At 73.0% G+C, this 21,269-nt stretch carries 12 protein-coding genes; 5 read left to right on the top strand and 7 right to left on the bottom strand.

Annotated elements, in window-relative coordinates:
* Positions 1 to 235: 235 nt before the first annotated feature.
* Positions 236 to 2,044, top strand: a complete 1,809-nt coding sequence (locus IF55_RS40940; protein WP_245661524.1) for a helix-turn-helix domain-containing protein — start codon at positions 236 to 238, stop codon at positions 2,042 to 2,044.
* 351 nt (positions 2,045 to 2,395) lie between these two features.
* On the opposite strand, the gene sucD is transcribed toward IF55_RS40940, so the two are convergent.
* From sucD to IF55_RS30520, 5 genes are all read right to left on the bottom strand, one after another.
* Entirely contained in the window at positions 2,396 to 3,280 is an 885-nt protein-coding gene (gene sucD / locus IF55_RS30540) for a succinate--CoA ligase subunit alpha (RefSeq protein WP_030891579.1), read from the bottom strand.
* 21 nt (positions 3,281 to 3,301) lie between these two features.
* Positions 3,302 to 4,477: an ADP-forming succinate--CoA ligase subunit beta gene (gene sucC / locus IF55_RS30535; protein ID WP_030891582.1), complete on the bottom strand. Its 1,176-nt coding sequence runs from the start codon at positions 4,475 to 4,477 to the stop codon at positions 3,302 to 3,304.
* Between the two features lie 405 nt (positions 4,478 to 4,882).
* Complete coding sequence (locus IF55_RS30530; RefSeq protein WP_030891585.1) at positions 4,883 to 6,115, bottom strand: VWA domain-containing protein; 1,233 nt, start codon at positions 6,113 to 6,115, stop codon at positions 4,883 to 4,885.
* Positions 6,116 to 6,208: 93 nt separating this feature from the next.
* Positions 6,209 to 9,799 (bottom strand): DUF5682 family protein, encoded by a 3,591-nt coding sequence (locus IF55_RS40935; protein ID WP_245661522.1) that lies wholly within the window; start codon positions 9,797 to 9,799, stop codon positions 6,209 to 6,211.
* Between the two features lie 280 nt (positions 9,800 to 10,079).
* Complete coding sequence (locus tag IF55_RS30520) at positions 10,080 to 11,333, bottom strand: ATP-binding protein (protein ID WP_245661520.1); 1,254 nt, start codon at positions 11,331 to 11,333, stop codon at positions 10,080 to 10,082.
* 140 nt (positions 11,334 to 11,473) lie between these two features.
* Between IF55_RS30520 and IF55_RS30515 the strand changes: the two genes are divergently transcribed.
* Both IF55_RS30515 and IF55_RS30510 read left to right on the top strand, forming a co-directional pair.
* On the top strand, positions 11,474 to 12,874 hold the full coding sequence (locus tag IF55_RS30515; RefSeq protein WP_030891596.1) for an SWIM zinc finger family protein: 1,401 nt from the start codon (positions 11,474 to 11,476) through the stop codon (positions 12,872 to 12,874).
* A 258-nt stretch (positions 12,875 to 13,132) separates the two neighbouring features.
* Positions 13,133 to 14,764, top strand: a complete 1,632-nt coding sequence (locus tag IF55_RS30510; protein ID WP_030891599.1) for a DUF5691 domain-containing protein — start codon at positions 13,133 to 13,135, stop codon at positions 14,762 to 14,764.
* Between the two features lie 334 nt (positions 14,765 to 15,098).
* Here the strand turns inward: IF55_RS30510 and icmB are convergent, their stop codons facing one another.
* Positions 15,099 to 15,509 (bottom strand): coenzyme B12-dependent isobutyryl CoA mutase small subunit, encoded by a 411-nt coding sequence (icmB, locus tag IF55_RS30505; protein ID WP_030891602.1) that lies wholly within the window; start codon positions 15,507 to 15,509, stop codon positions 15,099 to 15,101.
* A gap of 331 nt (positions 15,510 to 15,840) precedes the next feature.
* Here icmB and IF55_RS30500 point away from each other — a divergent pair, with 331 nt between their 5' ends.
* Positions 15,841 to 16,689 carry an alpha/beta fold hydrolase gene (locus IF55_RS30500; RefSeq protein WP_030891604.1) on the top strand — a complete coding sequence of 283 codons (849 nt, stop codon included), beginning with the start codon at positions 15,841 to 15,843 and terminating at the stop codon, positions 16,687 to 16,689.
* Between the two features lie 185 nt (positions 16,690 to 16,874).
* Positions 16,875 to 18,407: a peptidoglycan DD-metalloendopeptidase family protein gene (locus IF55_RS30495; protein WP_030891606.1), complete on the top strand. Its 1,533-nt coding sequence runs from the start codon at positions 16,875 to 16,877 to the stop codon at positions 18,405 to 18,407.
* 97 nt (positions 18,408 to 18,504) lie between these two features.
* Here the strand turns inward: IF55_RS30495 and pcrA are convergent, their stop codons facing one another.
* Positions 18,505 to 20,991 (bottom strand): DNA helicase PcrA, encoded by a 2,487-nt coding sequence (pcrA, locus tag IF55_RS30490; protein ID WP_030891609.1) that lies wholly within the window; start codon positions 20,989 to 20,991, stop codon positions 18,505 to 18,507.
* Positions 20,992 to 21,269: the final 278 nt, after the last annotated feature.

Genomic DNA, 21,269 nt, shown 5'->3' with positions numbered 1-21,269 from the left:
AGAGTGGTGACGGCGGGCCGTTCGGCGGCGGTCTGTCCGGGGGCAGCCTGCCCGGCGGCCCGTCCGGGGGCCGGGTGCGACTCGCCGCGCTCGGTCAATTGCATCACGTAGTCATGCTGCCAAGAACACGCCATTCCTGCCTGTAGCGGACATTTGGTCGCCGTGTCGCTCAATGTATGGTTATGTCATTTTTGATGCTTTGTTAGCTGAACAGGCTGGAGAGGCGGGGAGAGGCATGACACGGTCCGGCCCCGAGGGGCCCGAGGAATCCAGTGCCACCCTGCCGCCCGCGTACGAGGGCCGCGCGCTGCGCGTGGCGCGTTCGGTGACCCGCGAGCAGCTCGCGGCCGCGGTCGGCGTCACCCCCGCGACCGTACGCTCCTGGGAAACCGGCCGCACCAGCCCCCGCGGCCGCAAACGCAAGGCGTACGCGCGGGCCCTGGCCCGCTTGGAGGCGGGACTACCGCTGGAAACGCCGCTGGAAACGCCCCGGGCGGACGCGGGCGGAGCGGGGGACGCGGGTACGGCGGGGAGTGACGGTACGGGCCTGAGCGCGGGAGCGGGCGCGGGTACGGGCGCGGCTGCGGGTACGGGCGCTGATGCCCGTACGGATGCTGATGCCCGTACGGATGCTGGCGCCCATACAGACGCTGGCGCCCGTACGGATGCTGGTGATGGTGCCGCCGCCCATGGCCGTAGCGACACCAAGGCCGACACCGAGACAAGGCACGACCCCTCGCCGGCACCCGAGGAGACTCCCCCGCCGACACGCGAGCAGACACCCTCGCCCTCCCGGGAGAAGACGCCTCCGCCACCCCTCCCGGCCGACGCCTCGGCCGCGACGCACGCCGTGCAGCGCCTCCTGATCCAAGCCTTCACCGCCCCGCCCGGCTCCCCCGCCTTCTCCCCTCTGGAACCTCCCGCGAGCGGAGCGAACGCCCCCGCGCCGACGCTCGCGGAAGCCGACGCGCCCAGCCCGCCCTCCGGCCCGTCCCCGCGTGAACAGCCGGCCGACCGCGGAGCGAGACCGGCAGGGCCCGCGACAGCGGCCCCCGTCGTGAGCCTCACCGCCACACTCACCGACACGCTCGCCGGCTCGGGCCGCGGGCCGAAGACGCGCCGGGTGCCGAGCTGGGCGCGGGACGCGGCGGCCGCCCGAACCACAGCTCCCGCCCGGAGCAAGGCCCCCACCCGAAACGAGACGGTCCCCACCCGGCTGACCTCCCTGACCCCGGCCGAAGCATTCGACGCCCTCTACGAGCGCCATGCCGCGTCGCTCGCCCGGCAGACCTATCTGCTGACCGGCCGGCCCGGGCACGGGCGGCGCGCCGTCGAGCGCGCCTTTCAACTGGCGTGGGAGCAGTGGCCGGCCGTCGCCCTGGACCGGGACCCGGTGGGCTGGGTGCGGGCGGCCGCGTACGAGCAGGCCCTGTCGCCGTGGCACCGGCTGCGCCCCGGCGGCGAGCCGCTGGCGGCGCCGGAGACGGAACGGGAAGCCGCGCTGCTGCACGCGATGGTGAGCCTCCCCGGGCCGTACCGCCGCACGCTGCTGCTCCACGACGGCGTGGGGCTCGGCCTCGCCGAGACCGCCGCCGAGACGGAGGCGACCGACCCCGCCGCCCGGAACCGGCTGCGGCACGCCCGCGCCGCCGTCGCCGAACGGCTGCCGGAGCTGCGCGACCTGGCCCCCGCCGAGCAGGGCGCGGCCCTGCGGGAACGGTTCGGCGCACTCGCCGCCACGCAGGCCGTCACCATGACGGCTCCCCAGCTCGTACGGGCCGGTGGCGAACGCCTCACCCGCCGCTCCACCCGGGCGGCGTTCGGGATCACCGCGCTGATCGCGGTGGCGACGGCGTTCACCGTGCTCACCTCGCAGGGCCCGGCGCCCTCCCGGCCGAAGCAGGTCCAGCCCGCCGCCTCCGTCCCCGCGACGTCGAAGCCCTCCCCCTCCCGCGCCAAAGCCGAGAAGGCCGCCACCCGCCAGACCACCCCCGACCAGCCCGGCCTCCCCCCGACGGGCCGACTCGCCCCGGACTCCCACTGACCGAGGCCCCCGAGTGGGTGGCGGGGCGGAGCGCGTACGCGCGCCTGCCGGTTCGAGGCCCGCCGCGTACGACCGCAGACCTGCGGACCGTCCCGTACGACCGCAGCCCCGCAGACCGCACAGCCCCAACAGCCCGTACGGCTCGTACGCCTCGTACGCCTCGTACGCCTCGTACGCCTCGTACGCCTCGTACGGCCCGTACGGCCCGTACGAGCAGAAGCGCGACGGCGACCGGAGCGCCCGTCCCAGCACCCCCGCCCCAACACCCCCGCCCCGAAACGACGCGGGCCCGCACCCCCGTAGAGGGTGCGGGCCCCGCGGCGCGGTATGGCGCGGTGGGCGCTGCCGGTGTCAGCCGGCGAGGGCGGCGCGCGCCAGGCGGGCCGTCTCGGACGGGGTCTTGCCGACCTTCACGCCCGCGGCCTCAAGGGCCTCCTTCTTCGCCTGCGCGGTGCCGGACGAACCGGACACGATCGCACCGGCGTGGCCCATCGTCTTGCCCTCGGGCGCGGTGAAGCCGGCCACGTAGCCGACGACCGGCTTGGTGACGTTGGCCTTGATGTAGTCCGCGGCCCGCTCCTCCGCGTCGCCGCCGATCTCGCCGATCATGACGATCAGGTCGGTGTCGGGGTCGGCCTGGAAGGCGGCCAGGGCGTCGATGTGCGTGGTGCCGATGACCGGGTCGCCACCGATGCCGACGGCGGTGGAGAAGCCGATGTCGCGCAGCTCGTACATCATCTGGTAGGTCAGCGTGCCGGACTTCGACACGAGACCGATGCGGCCGGGCTTGGTGATGTCGCCGGGGATGATGCCGACGTTCGACTGGCCCGGGGTGATGATGCCGGGGCAGTTCGGGCCGATGATCCGGGTCTTGTTGCCCTTCTTGCCGGCGTACGCCCAGAAGGACGCGGAGTCGTGCACCGCGATGCCCTCGGTGATCACGACGGCCAGCGGGATCTCGGCGTCGATCGCCTCGACGACGGCGTCCTTGGTGAACTTCTCCGGGACGAAGATGACCGATACGTCGGCGCCGGTCTTCTCCATCGCCTCCTTGACGGAGCCGAAGACGGGGACCTCGGTGCCGTCGAAGTCGACCTGCGTGCCCGCCTTGCGCGGGTTGACGCCGCCGACGACGTTGGTGCCGTCGGCCAGCATGAGCTTGGTGTGCTTCATGCCGGTGGCGCCGGTCATCCCCTGGACGATGACCTTGCTGTCCTTGGTGAGGAAGATAGCCATGGTGTTGGAGTCCCTCGTCCCTTACTTCGCAGCCGCGAGCTCGGCGGCCTTGTCGGCCGCGCCGTCCATGGTGTCCACGCGCTGCACCAGCGGGTGGTTGGCGTCGGACAGGATCTTGCGACCCAGCTCCGCGTTGTTGCCGTCGAGGCGGACGACCAGCGGCTTCGTGACATCCTCGCCCTTGGACTTCAGCAGCTCCAGCGCCTGGACGATGCCGTTGGCGACCTCGTCGCAGGCGGTGATGCCGCCGAAGACGTTGACGAAGACGGACTTGACGTCCGGGTCGCCGAGGATGATCTCCAGGCCGTTCGCCATCACCTCGGCGGACGCGCCGCCGCCGATGTCGAGGAAGTTGGCCGGCTTCACGTTGCCGTGCTTCTCACCGGCGTACGCGACGACGTCGAGGGTGCTCATCACGAGGCCCGCGCCGTTGCCGATGATGCCGACCTGGCCGTCGAGCTTGACGTAGTTGAGGTTCTTGGCCTTGGCCGCCGCCTCCAGCGGGTTGGCCGCGGCCTTGTCCTCCAGCGCCTCGTGCTCGGGCTGGCGGAAGGCGGCGTTCTCGTCGAGGGAGACCTTGCCGTCCAGCGCGATGATCTTGCCGTCACCGGTCTTGACCAGCGGGTTGACCTCGACGAGGAGGGCGTCCTCCTTGATGAAGACGGTCCACAGCTTCTGCAGCGTCTCGGCGACCTGGTCCGCGATCTCGGCCGGGAACTTGGCGGCCGCGACGATCTCGGCGGCCTTCTCCGGGGTGCAGCCCTCGTTGGCGTCCACCGGGATCTTGGCGAGCGCGTCGGGGTTCTGCTCCGCGACGACCTCGATCTCCACGCCGCCCTCCACGGACGCCATGGCGAGGAAGGTGCGGTTGGTGCGGTCCAGCAGGAAGGAGACGTAGTACTCCTCCTTGATGTCCGCGGTCTGGGCCAGCATCACCTTGTGGACCGTGTGGCCCTTGATGTCCATGCCCAGGATCTGACCGGCCTTCTCGACCGCGTCGTCGGCGTCGGAGGCAAGCTTCACGCCACCGGCCTTACCGCGGCCACCGACCTTGACCTGCGCCTTGACGACGGCCTTGCCGCCCAGACGCTCGGTCACCTCGCGCGCCGCCTCAGGCGTGTCAATGACTTCACCGGCCAGCACCGGTACACCGTGCTTGGCGAAGAGGTCCCTCGCCTGGTACTCGAACAGGTCCACGCGCGTCCGTCCCTTTTCCATGGATATCGCGGTTCGTTGTCTGCGCGGGCGTGCCGCGGGAGCAGCGTGAGGACGCGATCTTTTACGAGGGCGGCACACGTGCGCCGGGTACGCGGCATGTCCGTCTCGCAGGTTATCCCCGAGGGCGGTAGGTCCCTAAATCACAGATCACACTGGAGCCGTGATTACCCTCACAGATCGCTACGTGGCGGCTTGTATATACGTACGGCCGCCTACGCCACGCGGCTCGGTGCCGCTCCCCGACCACCCCCTCCTCGGACCGACCGGGCTCGAACGAGTCGCCGCACCGACCGCGCCCTGATCCGCCCGCCGACCCGGTCACTCGTTGTCATCGCGCCGCGCCCTGATCCGCCTCCGATTCACCTCCAGCCCGGTCACTCACTGTCATCGCACCGCGCCCCGGGGTCCCGCCTCGTCCGGGACCGGCAGCGGCCGCTTCTCGATCGCCGCCGCCATCACCTCCGGGAACAGGTCCGGGGTGCAGGCGAAGGCCGGCGCGCCGAGCGCGGCCAGCGCCGCCGCGTGCTCGTGGTCGTACGCGGGCGCGCCCTCGTCCGACAGCGCGAGCAGCGTCACGAAGCGCACGCCCGACGCCTGCAGCGCCGCGACCCGCGCCAGCATCTCGTTCCGTATGCCGCCCTCGTAGAGGTCGCTGATCAGCACGACGACGGTGTCCGCGGGGCGGGTGACGCGCGACTGGCAGTAGGCGAGCGCGCGGTTGATGTCCGTACCGCCGCCGAGCTGCGTGCCGAACAACACGTCGACCGGGTCGGCGAGTTCCTCCGTGAGGTCGACGACGGCCGTGTCGAAGACGACGAGCCTGGTCGCGAGGGAACGCATCGAGGCCAGCACCGCGCCGAACACGGACGCGTAGACGACGGACGACGCCATCGAACCCGACTGGTCGACGCAGAGGATGGCCTCCTTCTTCACGGCCTGCGCCGCCCGGCCGTACCCGATCAGCCGCTCCGGCACGACGGTCCGGTACTCCGGCACGTAGTGCTTGAGGTTGGCCCGTATCGTCCGGTTCCAGTCGATGTCGTGGTGGCGCGGGCGGTTGACGCGGGCGGAGCGGTCGAGCGCGCCGGTGAGCGTGGCGCGCGTCCGGGTCGCCAGGCGCTTCTCCAGGTCCTCGACCACCTTGCGCACCACGGCCCGCGCGGTGTTCCGCGTCGTCTCGGGCATCGCCTTGTTGAGCGACAGCAACGTCCCCACCAGGTGCGCGTCCGCCTCGACGGCCTCCAGCATCTCGGGCTCCAGCAGCAGCGCCGCCAGCCCGAGCCGGTCGATCGCGTCGCGCTGCATCACCTGCACCACGGGGGCGGGGAAGTACGTACGGATGTCCCCGAGCCAGCGCGCGACGCTCGGCGCGGACGCGCCCAGCCCGCCCGTACGGGACCTGTCGCCGCTCCTGCCGTCACCACTCCTGGCGTCGCCGCCGTCCCTTCCGTAGAGCGCGCCGAGCGCCGCGTCCATGGCGGCGTCCTTCCCGCCCAGGACGCGCCCGGTCCCCTCCCCCTCGCTCCCCCCGCCCAGCACGAGCCGCCACCGCCGCAACCGCTCGCCGCCCGACCCGCCCGCGCCGTCCGGGTCGCGTGCGCCATTCGTGTCGCCCATCTGCCTTGCGCCTCCCGTTAGTTGGTACGTGATCGTGCGATGCGCGCCTCGGCGCACGGGCCGGTGTGAGCCGGGCCTCCCGCCGCCGCGATCTCAGCGGCCCGCCCCCGCCCCCAGCCTTGCCCCCGTCCCCAACAGCGCGTGCAGCGTCGGCAGTACGGCCGCGGCGCGCTCGGCGTCCAGCCCCGGGCCGAAGCCGGGCGCTCCCGCGGCGCGGCCCGGCGGCGGGGCGTCCGGGCCGCCTCTGCGCACCAGCTCGCCGAGGGTGCGGCGGACCCCGGCCTCGTACGAGCCGAACGTGCGGCGCAGCAGCGGCAGTACGCCCGTGAAGGCGTCGGCCGGTACGCGCGTGAGCCAGCCGTCGACCAGCGCCAGGAGGCGTTCATCGTGGACGAGGAGCATGCCGCCGGAGCCGCCGCTCCCGACGAACCCCTCGATCCACGCCGCGGCCTCCGGCGGCTCGGTGCCGGGCGAGAGGGCGAGGCCCATGAGTCGGGCCGCCTCGCCGTCCGCCAGCCGGCCGTCGTCGAGCAGCAGCCTCACGGCCCGGCCGCGTATCAGCCCCGGCACCCCGTCCCGCCGGGAGAGCCCCCGCAGAACGGCGGACCAGCGCTCCCGCAGCCCGGGGGTCGCCGCTGTCGGCCCGCCCTCGCCGTGCCCCCGCGACCACTCGGTCCCGGTCTCGGTCTCGGCCTCCATCGGCGGGCCGGCCCCCGCAGGGCCTGCGCCGCTTGGGCCTGCGCCCGGCGCGGCCTTCGGCACCGGCGGCGACTGTGTCTCCGGTATCGCTGGTGCCTGGGGCGGCGCTGCCGGTGCTGGCGCCGCCGGTGCCTGTGGCGACGGTACCTGTGGCGGCGCTGGGGGTGCTGGCGCCGCCGGTGCCTGTACCGGCGCTCCCTCCGTCGCTTCCGCCAGAAGGCCGACCGCCGTGTGAACGCCGTCCAAGTGGCCGCGCATGGCGGCCGACGCGTCCGCGTCGAGGCCGGCGCAGGCGGGCGGCAGGCCGACGAAGACACGTTCGGCGAGCCCGGCGGCGACCTCGGCGAGGGCGGTCGCGTCCGTGCGCCGTACGTCGCCGTAACGGACCGAGCGGACGAGCGCGGGGAGCGCCTGGGCCAGGTTGCCGACGTCCGCGTCGAGCGCGGCGCGGTCGGCGAGGGCGCGCAGCACCACGGGGAGGGCGTCGGGGAGTTCGGCGAGCAGGCACTGCTCGGCGAGGTCGGTGACGTCGGCCAGGGCCCGGGCCCTCGTCGCCTGGGACTCGGCCTTGGCGGTGGCGGCGGCGAGCACGGTGGTGCCCCACACCCCGGCCTCCGCGACCTTGACGGACAACTCCGGCTCCCAGCGGAGGAGCCACGTCTCACGGAAGGTGCCGAGGCCGTCGCGCGAACGGGTCGGCTCGCCCCAGTCGACGCCGAGGAGACACAGCCGGTGCAACAGCCGGCTGCGGGCGGCATCGGTCTCCTTGCGGAGGTCCAGTTCCACCTTCCGCTCCGCGGCCTCCGGTTTGAGGCGCAGGGTGCGCTGGGCCCGGGCGAGGTCGCGCTGCAGGGGCGTGGCCGGGGCCGACGCCGGCACCTCGCCCAGTACGTCGCCCACCACGAGCCGGTCTTGTACGAGCGCGAGCGGGACGTCGGAGCCCTCGCAGAACACGGCCCGGATGGCATCGGTGGTCTCGGCGAGCCCCGCGAGGGGGCGCCCGCGCATCGTGGCGAGGGTGTCGGCGAGCCGTACGGCCTCGATGACGTGCGCGGACGACACGGGCTGGTCCTCGTCCCGCAACAGCCCGGCGACCTTGGTCATCCAGCGCTCTATGGGGCGGTCGGGGGCGTCGAAGAGATGCCCGTACCAACCGGGGGAGGCGATCCCGGCCCCGTAACCGCTGTGGCGCGAGAGCCTGCGGTGCGTCCACGGGACCCAGCTCAGTTCCGCCTTCACCTTGGGGAGCCCCTTGAGCCGCTGCCGGTCGGCGGAGACGGGCACCGCCTCCGCGAGCGCCGGCACGTGCCACGCCCCGCAGACGACGGCCACGCCATCGCCGAACTCCCGCCGCGCCTCCCGCAACCGGAGCCGCATATGCGCCTCCCGCACCAGATCCCGCTCATGCCCCCCATGCCCGTACTCCGCCCGCAACGCGCCCATAGCCTCGGCCAACGCCTCAAACGGCGCCAGCGCCCTCGCTCTCACGGACTCGCGGACCCCGGCCCCCTCGGCCCCACCGAGCCGCCCGGCCCCACCGAGCCGCCCGGGCCCACCGGGTCGATCGGGCCCACCGGGCCCATCGGACCCACGGGGCCCATCGGTGGGCCCGGTGCCGTCGGTGCCGCCGATTCCTACAGCACAGACGGTGCCGCCGGTGCCGCCAGTGCTGCCGGGGTTGCTGCTGCCGCAGATGCCGCCAGATCCGCCAGTCCCCCCGCTGCTGCCGGTGCCGCCGCCTCCGGTACTGCCAGCGCCGCAGGCCCCGCCGCTGCCGCCGCTGCCATAGGTGCCGCCAGTACCGCCAATGTGGCCGGTGCCGCCGCCTCCGCTGCCACTCGTCGCGCCATTGCCGCCGATGCTGCCGGTACTGCGGCTGTCGCCAGTACCGCTGATGCCTCCAGCGCTGCCCGTGGTGCTGCTACCGCAGGTGTCGCCAGACCCGCCGAGTTCGCCAGTACCGCTGATGCCTCCAGCGCTGCCGGTGTTGCCCACGCCGCGGGTGCCACCAGGCCCGTCAGTGCCGACGGGCCTGCCGGTGCCGCCGTCTTCGGTACTGCCGGTGCCACCAGTACCGCCGAGGCCGCTCCCTCCAGTGCCGCCGGTGCCCCCTCCTCCGGTACTGCTAGTGCCGGAGATCCCGCTAGACCCGCCGCTGCCGCCAGTCCCGCCGATGCCTCCAGTGTCGTCAGTGCCGCCGAGCCTGCCGGCGCCGCCCCCTCGGGTGCTGCCGCTGCCGCAGGTCCCGCCAGCACCACCGATGTTGCCGGTGCCGCTGCCTCCGGTGCTGCCAGTCCCGCCACTGCTGCCGATGCCACTGCCGCCGGTGCGGCCGGCCCCGCCGCTGCCGCCCGTACTGCCGCTGCCGCAGGTGTTCTTGCTGCGGCCAGTGCCGCCGCCCCCTCCAGTGGTGCCGATGCCGCCGGTGTTCCCGCTGCCGCCGGTGCCGCCGCCCCGGTGCTCGATGACGTCCTCCCACCAGCGCTCGGGGTCGTCGTGTCCGGCTGTCTCGGCGAGTACGGCCAAGGGGTCGACGCGCAGGTGGCCGGCGTCGGGGGGCGTGGCGCGGGGCGCGCCGGGGGATAGGCGCTCCCGCGTCCGTCGGTCGTCGTCGTCCATGGCCAGCGATACGGCCGCGGGCAGGTCGATGAACCGCACCGGGACGCCTCGGGCGAGCGCCCACCTGATCGCCACCCACTCAGGCGAGAAGCCGGCCAGCGGCCAGAACGCGGCACGGCCCGGATCGTCCACCGCGTGGGCCAGCAGCGCCACGGGCGGCCGCATGCCCTCTTCCCCCGCCAGGCCGACGACCGCCTCGGCCTCCGGCGGCCCTTCTACGAGCACGACGGACGGCTCGCACGCGTCCAGCGCCGCCCGCACGGCTCGCGCCGACCCGGGCCCGTGATGCCGTACCCCCAACAGCACCACCTCACCCGCCGCCCTCTTGAGCGCCTTCACACCGATCGCCTCCACCTTGTCGACCATCCCCCGCCACCCACTCGCCACCGCCGGCCCTCCCCCGTACGCACCGTCGCCGACCGCACCAGCAACCCGGCCTCCCCCGCGGCGACTCGACCGCCGCCGCGCAGGCCGTCCGCCCCGCGCTCGCGCCCCGTCATGGGCTCCCCCAACTCCCCCTCCGGCCCCCTCCACGGCCGTCTCCAGTCCCGCCCCCGCGTCGACGCCCCCAGCCTCCGCCGCCCCGCACCATGCCCCTACCGCACGCCCTCCCCACCAGGCGCACCAGCCTCGCCGCCCCCTCCCCTCACACGGAGACCTCGCGGCAAGCGCGGTAGAAGTCCTTCCAGCCCTCGCGCTCGCGGACGACCGTCTCCAGGTACTCCTGCCAGACGACGCGGTCGGCGGCCGGGTCGCGGACGACCGCGCCGAGGATTCCGGCGGCGACGTCGCCGGCTCGCAGGGTGCCGTCGCCGAAGTGGGCGGCGAGCGCGAGGCCACCGGTGACCACGGATATCGCCTCGGCGGTGGAGAGAGTTCCGGAGGGGGATTTGAGCTTGGTGCGGCCGTCGGCGGTGAGGCCGTCGCGGAGTTCGCGGAAGACCGTGACGACCCGTCGGATCTCGTCCACGCCCTCCGGCACGGCTGGCAGGGCGAGCGAGCGGCCGATCTGGTCGACGCGTCGGGCGACGATGTCGACCTCGGCCTCCGGGGTGGCCGGGAGCGGGAGTACGACCGTGTTGAAGCGGCGGCGCAGGGCGCTCGACAGTTCGTTGACGCCCCGGTCGCGGTCGTTGGCCGTGGCGATCAGGTTGAAGCCGCCGACCGCCTGCACCTCATGCCCCAGCTCGGGGATGGGCAGGGTCTTTTCGGACAGCACGGTGATGAGCGTGTCCTGCACGTCGGCGGGGATACGGGTCAGTTCCTCGACCCGCGCCGTCAGGCCGCCGGCCATGGCCCGCATGACGGGGCTGGGCACGAGCGCGTCCCGGCTCGGGCCGTGCGCGAGCAACTGCGCGTAGTTCCAGCCGTACCGGATGGCCTCCTCCGGCGTGCCCGCCGTGCCCTGCACGAGCAGGGTCGAGTCCCCACTGACGGCGGCGGCGAGGTGTTCGGACACCCAGGTCTTCGCCGTGCCCGGCACCCCGAGCAGCAGCAGAGCGCGGTCGGTCGCGAGCGTGGTGACGGCGACCTCGACGATGCGCCGCGGCCCCACGTACTTCGGCGTGATGACGGTGCCGTCGGGCAGCACCCCGCCGAGGAGATACGTCGCCACGGCCCACGGCGAGAGCCGCCACCTGACGGGCCGCGGCCGGTCGTCGGCGGCGGCCAGCGCCTTGAGTTCGTCGGCGAAGGCGACCTCGGCGTGCGGCCGCAGCGGCTCATCGCCGGCACCGGCCCCGACACCGGCATCCGCACCGGCACCCGCACCGGTGTCCACACCGACATTCGCCCCGGCACCCACCCCGGCGCCCGTACCGATCCCACCGCCGTCATCTCCCCCGCCTACGGCGAAAACGGCATCGCTCGCGGGCTCGTTCTCGAATCCGGGCACGGTCATAGGTCCCCCCTCGTCACGCGGCTTCGGGCTACGGGTCCCACACTGCACCACACCACTGACAATCGGTCCGAAGATCGCCTCGGGGCCAACAAAGGCGCAGGTCAGGGCGATTGTCAGTGGTAGGCCGTAGCTTCGTCGACATGAATCCGCAGGGGGAGTTCCGGACGGCTGAACAGGTGCTCGCGCTCGCACCTGACGCGCCATCACGCAAGGCGGGCAGCAAGCTCGCGACGCCCGGACCGTGGTCGGACACGGGCGACGGCGAGGGCGCGGTGTGGGGTCTGTGCGCGGGCAGCGGCAGCACGCCGTACCGCACGGTCGTCGATCTGTCCGGCGCGAGCGGGCCCGCCTTCAACTGCTCCTGCCCGAGCCGCAAGTTCCCGTGCAAGCACGCGCTCGGCCTCCTCCTGCTGCGGGCCTCCGATGAGGCGGCCGTACGGGCCGGGGGCGAGCCGCCGGAGTGGGCCCGGAGCTGGCTGAGCGGCCGACGGCTGCGGGCCGAGCGCGCGGCCAAGGCGGAGCCAGGTGCCGCGACCGCAGAGGGAGAAGCGGAGGCGGAGGCGGCCGGGGCCGCCGGCGCCGAGGCGGGCCGGGCCGCGGCCCGCCGCCGGGCCGATCAGCGGGCGCGCCGCATGGCGGACGGCGCGCGGGAGTTGGAGCACCGCCTCGCCGACCTGCTGCGAGCGGGCCTGGCCTCGGCGGACCGCGGCGGCTACGGGCAGTGGGAGGAGACGGCGGCCCGCATGGTCGACGCGCAGGCCCCCGGCCTCGCCGCGCGCGTACGCGAATTGGCGGCCGTCCCCGCGTCCGGCGACGGGTGGCCGTCCCGGATGCTGGCGGAGTGCGCGCTGCTGCACACCCTCGCCCAGGGCTTCCTCCATCTCGACGGGCTGCCGGAGCCCTTGGCCGCCACGGTCCGCTCGCGCGTCGGACTCACCACGGACACCGCCGAACTGCTCGCCACCGGCGAACCCGTCCGCGACGACTGGCTGATCCTCGCCCAGCGGGACGCTGACGACGGCCGGCTCACCACCCGCCGCGTCTGGCTGCACGGCCGGAACACCGGCCGCATGGCGCTCCTGCTGTCCTACGGGGCCGCGGGCCGGGCCCCCGAACTCTCCCTCCCCGTCGGCCTCTCCCTCGACGCCGACCTCGTCTACTACCCCGCCGCCCGCCCCCTGCGAGCCGCCCTCGCCACCCGCCACGCACCACCGCGTGCCGCGGCCGGGCCGCCGCCCGGCACGGATGTCGCGACCGCGCTCGCCCGCTACGGGGACGCGCTGCGCGACGACCCCTGGCTGGACGCCTGGCCGGTCGTCCTGGACGACGTGATACCGGCCCCGGACGCCGAGCTGGGCTGGCAGTTGGCCGACGCGCGCACCGAATCGGCGCTGCCCGTCGACCCGCGCTGCGCGGACCGTACGGGCCTGTGGCAGCTCGCCGCGGTCTCGGGCGGTGAACCGGTCACCGTCTTCGGCGACTGCGGCCACGCCGGCTTCACGCCGCTGACCACATGGGCACCGGAGGCGGTCCCGCTCTAGCGCGCCTCCCGGCAAGCTTTGCCGGTCACGGCACCAACCCCCCGGCCACTCCGGACCGCTGCCGTCTCCGGAACCCCGCCGCGCCCCTCCACACCACTCGCCCCATCAGCCACCCCACACGCCCTCATCAGCCACTCATCACCCCCCATCACTCATCACCCCCCATCCGCCCCAGCCGCGCCCGCGGCCCCGGCTCGCGCCAGCGCGCCCAGCCGGCCGCACGGGCCCCGGCGGGCCGTACACGGAAGGGACTCGCATATGGCCGACAAGACCACGACGACCGCCACCACCTGGGAGGACCTCGTCGCCGCCGCGCTGCTCGGCACCGGACGGCGCACCCCGCCCGTTCCACCGCGCCCCGGCCAGGACGGGGCGGCAGCGCTCCTGGACGCCGCCGCCGTCGAGACGGTGCGCCGCCGGGCCGGGCTGCTGCCCGCCGTGGTGCGCCACCGCCCGCCCGTCGTCCCAACGGACCAGCGGCCCCCGCTGCCGCCCGCCGCGCGGTCGCGGCTCGCCATGCTCCTCGCCGACCGTGCCGGACCGGCCGGCGGCAGCCGACGCGGCACCGCGCCGGACCTCACGGAACTGCTTCCGCAGTGGCTGGCCGCCGCCAACCAGCACGGCTACCGCGCCCCGGCCGCCCTGCTGCCCGCCCTGCTCGACGCGGCCCGGGGCCGTACGGACCTGCGGGCGGAGGCGCTGACGCTGGCCGGGCCGCGCGCGCTCTGGCTGGCGCGGCTCAACCCGCAGTGGAAGTTCGCCCTCCGGAGCGGTCTGGCCGTCGACTGGACACCGGCACCCGCCCTGCCCACAGGCCCCGGCTACGACGAGGCGGCCGAACGAACCTGGCAGGAAGGGCTGTTCGCGGAACGCGTGGCGCTGCTGACAGCGCTGCGCCGCCGCGACCCCGACGCGGCGCGGGCCCTGCTCGCCACCACGTGGTCCACGGAGCGGGCGGAGGACCGGCTGATGTTCGTGGACGCCTTGCGCGAGGGGCTGTCGGCGCGGGACGAGCCGTTCCTGGAACAGGCCCTCGCCGATCGCAGCCGCAATGTACGGGCCACCTCGGCCGAACTGCTCTCCGGGCTCCCGGGCTCCGCCCTCGCCGCCAGGATGGCCCGCCGGGCGCGGTCCTGCCTCGCCCTGGACTTCCACGAGCCGCGCATCGTCGTCGAGGCCCCGCACGAGTGCGACAGCGCCATGCAGCGCGACGGCATCGTGGCCAAGCCGCCATCCGGGCGCGGCGAAAGATCATGGTGGCTCGGCCAGTTGGTGGAGGCGGCGCCATTGGCTCAGTGGAGCGAGCGGTTCGGGTCCCGGAGCGCCGCCGAGATCGTGGCGCTGCCGGTCGCCGACGGCTGGCGGCCCGACCTGCACGCCGCCTGGTGCCGGGCGGCCGTGCGGCAGCGGAACGCCGAGTGGTCCCGGGCGCTGCTCGGCCCTCCGGCCTCGCCGCCCGCCGCCGAGGAGGCGTCCTGGCAGGACCCGGCGAAGCTGCTCTCCGCGCTGCCGCCCGGTGAACGGGCGGCATGGGTCGCGGCGTTCATCTCGGTGCACGGGCTCTCCGAGGCGTTCCGCCTGCTCGGGGTGTGCGCGGTGCCGTGGTCGGAGCCGCTGGGGAGGGCCGTCGTGGACGCACTTGACATCGCCAGGGACGCGGGGAGCTATCCATGGAGTTTCAGCGGAGTGATGGGGTTGGCCGAACGCTGCCTCGACCCGGAACAGGCCGACCGGCTGGAGGTCCTGACCGCCCAGCCGGACGAACCCGAGAACGGCTCCCCCGGAGCAGCCGGCTACTGGTCGGAAGCCTTCCAGCGTCTCGTCGGCACCCTGCGCCTACGCGCCACCATGCGCCGCGAACTCACCCCCACCCCCCGGCAACGCCCCTGATGCCCCGCCACTCCGACGAACACGCCGGCCACCATCCCGCCCCAGCCCCCGAGGGGCGCAAGGAACTGCGCGATCAACCACAACCAACCCGCGGAGGACCAACAACCCCAGCCCCCCCAGGGGCGCGGGGAACTGCGCGACAAGCCACAATCACGCCGCAGAGGACCAACAACTCCAGCCCCCCAGGGGCGCGGGGAACTGCGCGATCAACCACAACCAACCCGCAGCCGAAACACCGGCCGACGACCCGCCCAAAGGCGACGGCTACGCCGTCAAGGGGCCGCAGGCCCCAACCAGCACGGCGCAGCCGAAGTGGGGGCCGACCGGCCAAGACTCAGGCCGGCACCTGCCGGACATTGGCATGGACCCAGTCCACGATGGACGCCGTAGTAGCCCCCGGCGTAAAAATCTCCGCCACACCCAACTCCTTGAGCGGAGCGATATCCGCTTCAGGGATGATGCCGCCACCAAACACCTTGATGTCCTCGGCGTCGCGCTCCCGCAGCAGCTCTATCACCTTGGCGAAGAGGGTGTTGTGCGCACCGGAGAGGATGGACAGGCCGATCGCGTCGGCGTCCTCCTGGATCGCGGTACCGACGATCTGCTCGGGCGTCTGGTGGAGTCCGGTGTAGATGACCTCCATGCCGGCGTCCCGCAGCGCACGCGCGATGACCTTGGCTCCGCGGTCATGGCCGTCGAGCCCCGGCTTGGCCACCACCACGCGAATCGGACCGGTCACTCCCATCACTGCCTCCATGTACGACTGCCGTCACCGGCCGTAAGTGTGAACGAACGTTATCGCCAGCATCCCGCACCCGGCAGTTTCACGGTGGTGAGGGAGGGGGAAATCACACGTGGGACAATTCGTTCGCTACGCACTGTGTCCGAATTCCCGCGCCGGGGAGCCGTCGGCCCGGTCGCGAGGGACGCCGTACCGGGGCCGCCGCGAGGCCGGGCCGTACGCCGCTACCGCGCGTCACGCCACTACCCGCCCGCGCGGGCGCGCCGGGCACGGCTGCCCATGAGGGCACACGGGGGTCAGAGCCGTCTCCTGCGTGCGATTCGGGAGGTCGGCCATGGTGGCCTTGCCCTTTCCTTTTTCACTGCTCCGCTCCTCGGCCGAGGCCGTCCGGGCCGGCGCGCTGGAGCTGGCGATACTCGCCGGGCACATGATCCTCTACCCGACGGGCCTCGTCCAGGAGCGCCGGCCCGCCCCTCCCCCGCCCGGCGCGCCGCTCGCCCGCGAGGGCCCGGCGCCCCCGGCCGGGGCGGCCGGCGACACACCCCCGCCGCACCCTCCCGTGCTCCTCCTGCACGGCTTCATCGACAACCGCTCCGTCTTCGTCCTGCTGCGCCGCTATCTGCGCCAGCGCGGCCGGCGACGCGTCGAGTCCCTCAACTATTCGCCGTTGACCTGCGATATCCGTACGGCCGCGGAGCTGCTGGGCCGTCATGTCGAGGAGTTGTGCGCCCGTACGGGAAGCCCGCGGGTGGACGTCGTCGGGCACAGTCTGGGCGGCCTGATAGCCCGTTACTACGCGCAGCGGCTCGGCGGGGACGCCCGTATCCGCACGCTGGTCACGCTCGGCACACCGCATGGCGGGACACGCGCGGTGCCGCTGCTTTCGGCGCATCCCCTCGTTCGGCAGATGCGCCCGGATTCCCCGGTCATCACGGAACTCGCACGCCCCGCCAAAGGCTGCCGTACGCGCTTCGTAAGTTTCTGGAGCGATCTCGACCAATTGATGATCCCGGTCGAAACCGCCCGGCTCGACCATCCTGACCTGCGCTGCCGCAGCGTGCGGGTCAGCGGGGTGGGGCATCTCGCGCTGCCGGTGCACTGCGCGGTGGCGGCCGGAATCCGGCAGGCGCTGGAGGCCGAGGAGGCGGCCGACGACGCGTCGGGGGCCGTTTCGGTTGCGTGAGCCGGTCGATTTCTCATCGAAAATAATTCGAACGCCGAGCCGAGGAATCGGCTCCAGTCCACCGAAAGGCGGCTAAATGACCGGTCCTTGAGGCGGCGATAACCGCCGAAGATTGTGGCTGCCGCATACCGCCGGGTACAGTCGCCGCTAATTCTCGTGCTGCCTAGGCGAAAGAGAAGTTGGTGGTGAACGACCGTCACCCGTCGGGGAACTCCACTCCGGCCGCCCCCGCTCCAGAAGCCCCCTACGCGCCCGGCGCGACATACGGGGAGCAGACGGCACAACAGGGTTATGCCGGGTACGACGGCTACTCCACCGGTACGTTCCAGAACATCGGCATCGCCTACAGCGGTTACGACACCGGCCACTCGGGCCAGTGGGACACCACAGGTCAGTGGGACACAAGGGCCGCGTACAGCGGCCCGTACGACACTTACGCACCCACCGCCACGTACGGCACAACGGACTCCTACGACACCTCCGCCCCGTACGGCGACACCGGCACGTACGAGACGACCGGCCAGTGGGGCACCACCGGCCAGTGGCCCGCGGCCGACCAGTGGGAGACCGGCGGCCACACCCAGACCTGGGACACCTCCCTCTACGCGGCGCACGGACTCCACGAGCAGCAGCAGACCGGGCAGTGGTCCACGACGGCCTGGAGCGGTACGGGCGCGTACGGCGCGAGCAACGCGACCGGTTCGTACGAGGTGTACGGCACGACGGGCTCGTACGACACCATCGGCGGCGCGGTGGGCGAGACCGACCAATGGGCCGAGGCCGAGGCGGAAACGAGCATCGCCGCAGAGGCCGTACCGCCTGCTCAACCAGACACCGCACCAGAGCCCCCGGCTCCCGAGCGGCAGTCCGCGGAAGAGACGTCGGTGCTCGAACCCGTGGTGACCGACGAGGCGCCCGACGAGGCGCCCGCTCCCCTGCCCGGCCCCCGCCGTGACGGCGGGAACCGCGGGCGGCGCCGGGGCGCCTCCGCCCGTAGCGGCTACCGCACCCGCCGTTCCGCGCTCCTGACCATCGCGGTCCCGTCCGTCGCGGCCATCGGGGTCGCCGGAATCGCCGCGGCGAGCGTGACCGGGGGCGGCGGCGACACCAAGAACACCGAGGCGTCGGCGCCCGACCCGGCCACCGTCACGCCGGCCGCCGCCAACAGCAAGCTGGACACCCAGCTCGCCGGGGTCAGCAGGGACGCCGACGACTTCGCCGACCGGGCCAGCCGCACCCAGCAGCGGCTCGACCTCAAGGCGCGCCAGGCCGAAGAGAAGAAACGAAAAGCCGATGAAGCGCGCCGCAAGGAGGCCGAGCGCCCCAAGTTCGTCCTGCCGGTGAAGCAGAAGGGGCTCAGCGCCTACTTCGGGCAGGCGGGCGTCAACTGGATGTCCGTGCACACCGGCATCGACTTCCCGGTCGGCCTCGGCACCCCCGTGATGGCGGCGACCGACGGCACCGTACGCACGCAGTTCAACGTCGCCTACGGCAACATGGCCATGGTGACCGCCCCCGACGGCACCGAGACCTGGTACTGCCACCTGAGCAGCAACAAGATCCGGTCCGGCACGGTCAAGGCGGGCGACGTCATCGCCTACTCCGGCAAGACCGGCAACTCCACCGGCCCGCACATGCACTTCGAGGTCCGCCCCGGCAGCGGCGCGGCCATCGACCCGCTGCCGTGGCTCCGCTCACACGGCCTGGACCCGACGTAGGGCGTTTCTGACAGATCTCCGCGGCCTCGCGACGCCCGGCACACGCCCCGGACGTCGCTCCTTCACCCACAGAGATCCATCAGAAACGCCCTGACGGCTACAACTTCTCCACCGGGGCGTACCGCAGCAGGAGCCGCTTCGGCTTGGCCTCGCCGAAGTCGATCGTGGCCTCCGCGTTGTCCCCGCTGCCCTTGACCGTCACGACCGTGCCCAGCCCGAACGAGTCGTGGGTGACCCGGTCGCCGACCGCGAGCTGGACCACCGGGCGGTCGGCCGCGCGCCGCGTGGCGAAGCCGCTCGGCCCCGCCTTGGAGCGCGAGGACATGATCCCGCCGCCAGAGCCGCCGGAACCGCCCGAACCGGACCGGCCGGACCCGCCGACCGCGCCCATCGACGCCGACGGCGTCGCGGGCCCGGTCCGCTTCCACTGCACGTACTCCTCGGGGATCTCCTCCAGGAAGCGCGAAGGGGGGTTGTAGGACGGCTGGCCCCAGGCGCTGCGCATCGTCGACCGGGTCAGATACAGCCGCTCGCGCGCCCGCGTGATGCCCACATAGGCGAGCCGCCGCTCCTCCTCCAGCTCCTTGGTCTGGCCGAGCGCCCGCATGTGCGGGAAGACGCCGTCCTCCAGGCCGGTCAGGAAGACGACCGGGAACTCCAGGCCCTTCGCCGTGTGCAGCGTCATGAGCGTCACGACGCCGCCGCCGTCGGTGTCCTCGTCCGGGATCTGGTCGGAGTCGGCGACCAGGGCGACCTTCTCCAGGAAGTCCGCCAGCGTGCCCGGATTGTCCTCGGCGCGCTCCTGCTCGAACTCCAGGGCCACGGCGGCCAGCTCCTGGAGGTTCTCGATGCGGGTCTCGTCCTGCGGGTCGGTGGACGCCTGGAGCTCCGCGAGATATCCCGTACGCTCCAGCACCGCCTCCAGTACGGTCGCGGGCCCGGCCCCCGACTCGACGACCGTGCGCAACTCCTCCATGAGCACGTTGAAGCGCTTGACGGCGTTGGCGGAACGCGCCGCCATGCCGTACGCCTCGTCGACGCGGCGCAGGGCCTGCGGGAAGGTGATCTTCTCGCGCAGCGACAGGGCGTCGATCATCGCCTCGGCCCGGTCGCCGATGCCGCGCTTGGGGACGTTGAGGATGCGGCGCAGCGGGACCGTGTCCTCGGGGTTGGCGAGAACGCGCAGGTAGGCGAGGACGTCGCGGACCTCCTTGCGCTCGTAGAAGCGCACGCCGCCGACGACCTTGTAGGGCAGCCCGACCCGGATGAGGATCTCCTCGAAGACACGGGACTGGGCGTTGGTGCGGTAGAAGACCGCGACATCCCCGGCCTTGGCCTCGCCCGCGTCCGTGAGCCGGTCGATCTCGTCCGCGACGAACTGGGCCTCGTCGTGCTCGGTATCGGCCACGTACCCGGTGATGGTGGCGCCCGCCCCGGCCTCCGTCCACAGGTTCTTGGGGCGGCGGTTCTCGTTGCGCTCGATGACGGCGTTGGCGGCGCTGAGGATGGTCTGCGTGGAGCGGTAGTTCTGCTCCAGCAGGATCGTCGTCGCGTCCGGGTAGTCCTCCTCGAACTGGAGGATGTTGCGGATGGTGGCGCCCCGGAACGCGTAGATCGACTGGTCGGCGTCGCCCACGACGCACACCTCGGCGGCGGGCACCTCCGCCGTGCCCGGCCCCACCAGCTCGCGCACGAGCGTGTACTGCGCGTGGTTGGTGTCCTGGTACTCGTCGACCAGCACATGCCGGAAACGGCGCCGGTAGTGGTCCGCGACGTCCGGGAACGCCTGGAGCAGGTGGACCGTGGTCATGATGATGTCGTCGAAGTCCAGCGCGTTCGCCTCGCGCAGCCGCGCCTGGTACATCGCGTACGCCTCGGCGAGCGTCTTCTCGAACCCATCGGCGGCTTGCCCGGCGAACTCTTCCTCGTCGATCAGCTCGTTCTTCAGATTCGAGATCTTGGCGCTGAAGGACTTCGGCGGGAACCGCTTCGGATCAAGATCCAGATCCCGGCACACCAGCGCCATCAGCCGCTTCGAGTCGGCGGCGTCGTAGATCGAAAAAGACGAGGTGAAGCCGAGCTTCTTCGACTCGCGCCGCAGGATGCGCACACAAGCGCTGTGGAACGTGAGCACCCACATGGCATTGGCCCGAGGACCGACCAGATCGCCGACGCGCTCCTTCATCTCGCCCGCGGCCTTGTTGGTGAAGGTGATCGCGAGGATCTGCCCAGGGTGCACGCCCCGCGCGCCCAGCAGATGCGCGATCCGGTGCGTCAGCACCCGCGTCTTGCCGGACCCCGCCCCGGCGACGATCAGCAGCGGCCCGCCGCTGTGCACCACCGCCGCGCGCTGCTGCTCATTGAGCCCCTCCAGCAGCGCCGCGGGATCGATGACGGCGCGCGGCGCGCCATCCCGGTAATACCCGCCGCCCGCCGGCCCGGACCGCTGTACGGGCGCGTCGAAAGCGCCCCCGAAGAGGTCATCCGGCACCGGCTCCGGTGCGGCGTCCTCGGGCGGCGGCGGGGGCTCCTCGCCCGAAGGCTCAAGGTCCGCCAGGAAGCTGTCGTCAAAGAGGCTGCTCATCGCCCACCGAGTCTAGGCCGCCCCACCGACAGACGGCTCCCGCCTGTGGAAAACTCCGAAGAACAAACCCCCCGTGCCGCCAGAAACAGGGGGGCCGCCCCCCACCGGCAGCAAGCCAGGCACGAACGGGAGGCGGCAAACTCACAGAGCGAGGCCCCAGCGCCGGCGAGCCAGGCCGCGCGGCCCGTAACAACCGACGAACCCGCAGAAGCGAGGAACCGCCCCACCCACCCCACCCCGGACCGTTGGCCGGGTACGGGCGGTAGGCACCCACCCAC

This window comes from Streptomyces varsoviensis (assembly GCF_000718635.1).
Lineage (GTDB): Bacteria > Actinomycetota > Actinomycetes > Streptomycetales > Streptomycetaceae > Streptomyces > Streptomyces varsoviensis.
This window is presented reverse-complemented; position numbering and strand designations above follow the sequence as displayed.

What these genes read in the sequence shown, in the direction of transcription:
- IF55_RS40940 (WP_245661524.1), top strand. Translation starts at nt 236, where the DNA reads ATGACACGGTCCGGCCCCGAGGGGCCCGAGGAATCCAGTGCCACCCTG.
- sucD (WP_030891579.1), bottom strand. Translation starts at nt 3,280, where the DNA reads ATGGCTATCTTCCTCACCAAGGACAGCAAGGTCATCGTCCAGGGGATG.
- IF55_RS30530 (WP_030891585.1), bottom strand. Translation starts at nt 6,115, where the DNA reads ATGGGCGACACGAATGGCGCACGCGACCCGGACGGCGCGGGCGGGTCG.
- IF55_RS40935 (WP_245661522.1), bottom strand. Translation starts at nt 9,799, where the DNA reads ATGGTCGACAAGGTGGAGGCGATCGGTGTGAAGGCGCTCAAGAGGGCG.
- IF55_RS30520 (WP_245661520.1), bottom strand. Translation starts at nt 11,333, where the DNA reads ATGACCGTGCCCGGATTCGAGAACGAGCCCGCGAGCGATGCCGTTTTC.
- IF55_RS30515 (WP_030891596.1), top strand. Translation starts at nt 11,474, where the DNA reads ATGAATCCGCAGGGGGAGTTCCGGACGGCTGAACAGGTGCTCGCGCTC.
- IF55_RS30510 (WP_030891599.1), top strand. Translation starts at nt 13,133, where the DNA reads ATGGCCGACAAGACCACGACGACCGCCACCACCTGGGAGGACCTCGTC.
- icmB (WP_030891602.1), bottom strand. Translation starts at nt 15,509, where the DNA reads ATGGGAGTGACCGGTCCGATTCGCGTGGTGGTGGCCAAGCCGGGGCTC.
- IF55_RS30500 (WP_030891604.1), top strand. Translation starts at nt 15,841, where the DNA reads ATGGTGGCCTTGCCCTTTCCTTTTTCACTGCTCCGCTCCTCGGCCGAG.
- pcrA (WP_030891609.1), bottom strand. Translation starts at nt 20,991, where the DNA reads ATGAGCAGCCTCTTTGACGACAGCTTCCTGGCGGACCTTGAGCCTTCG.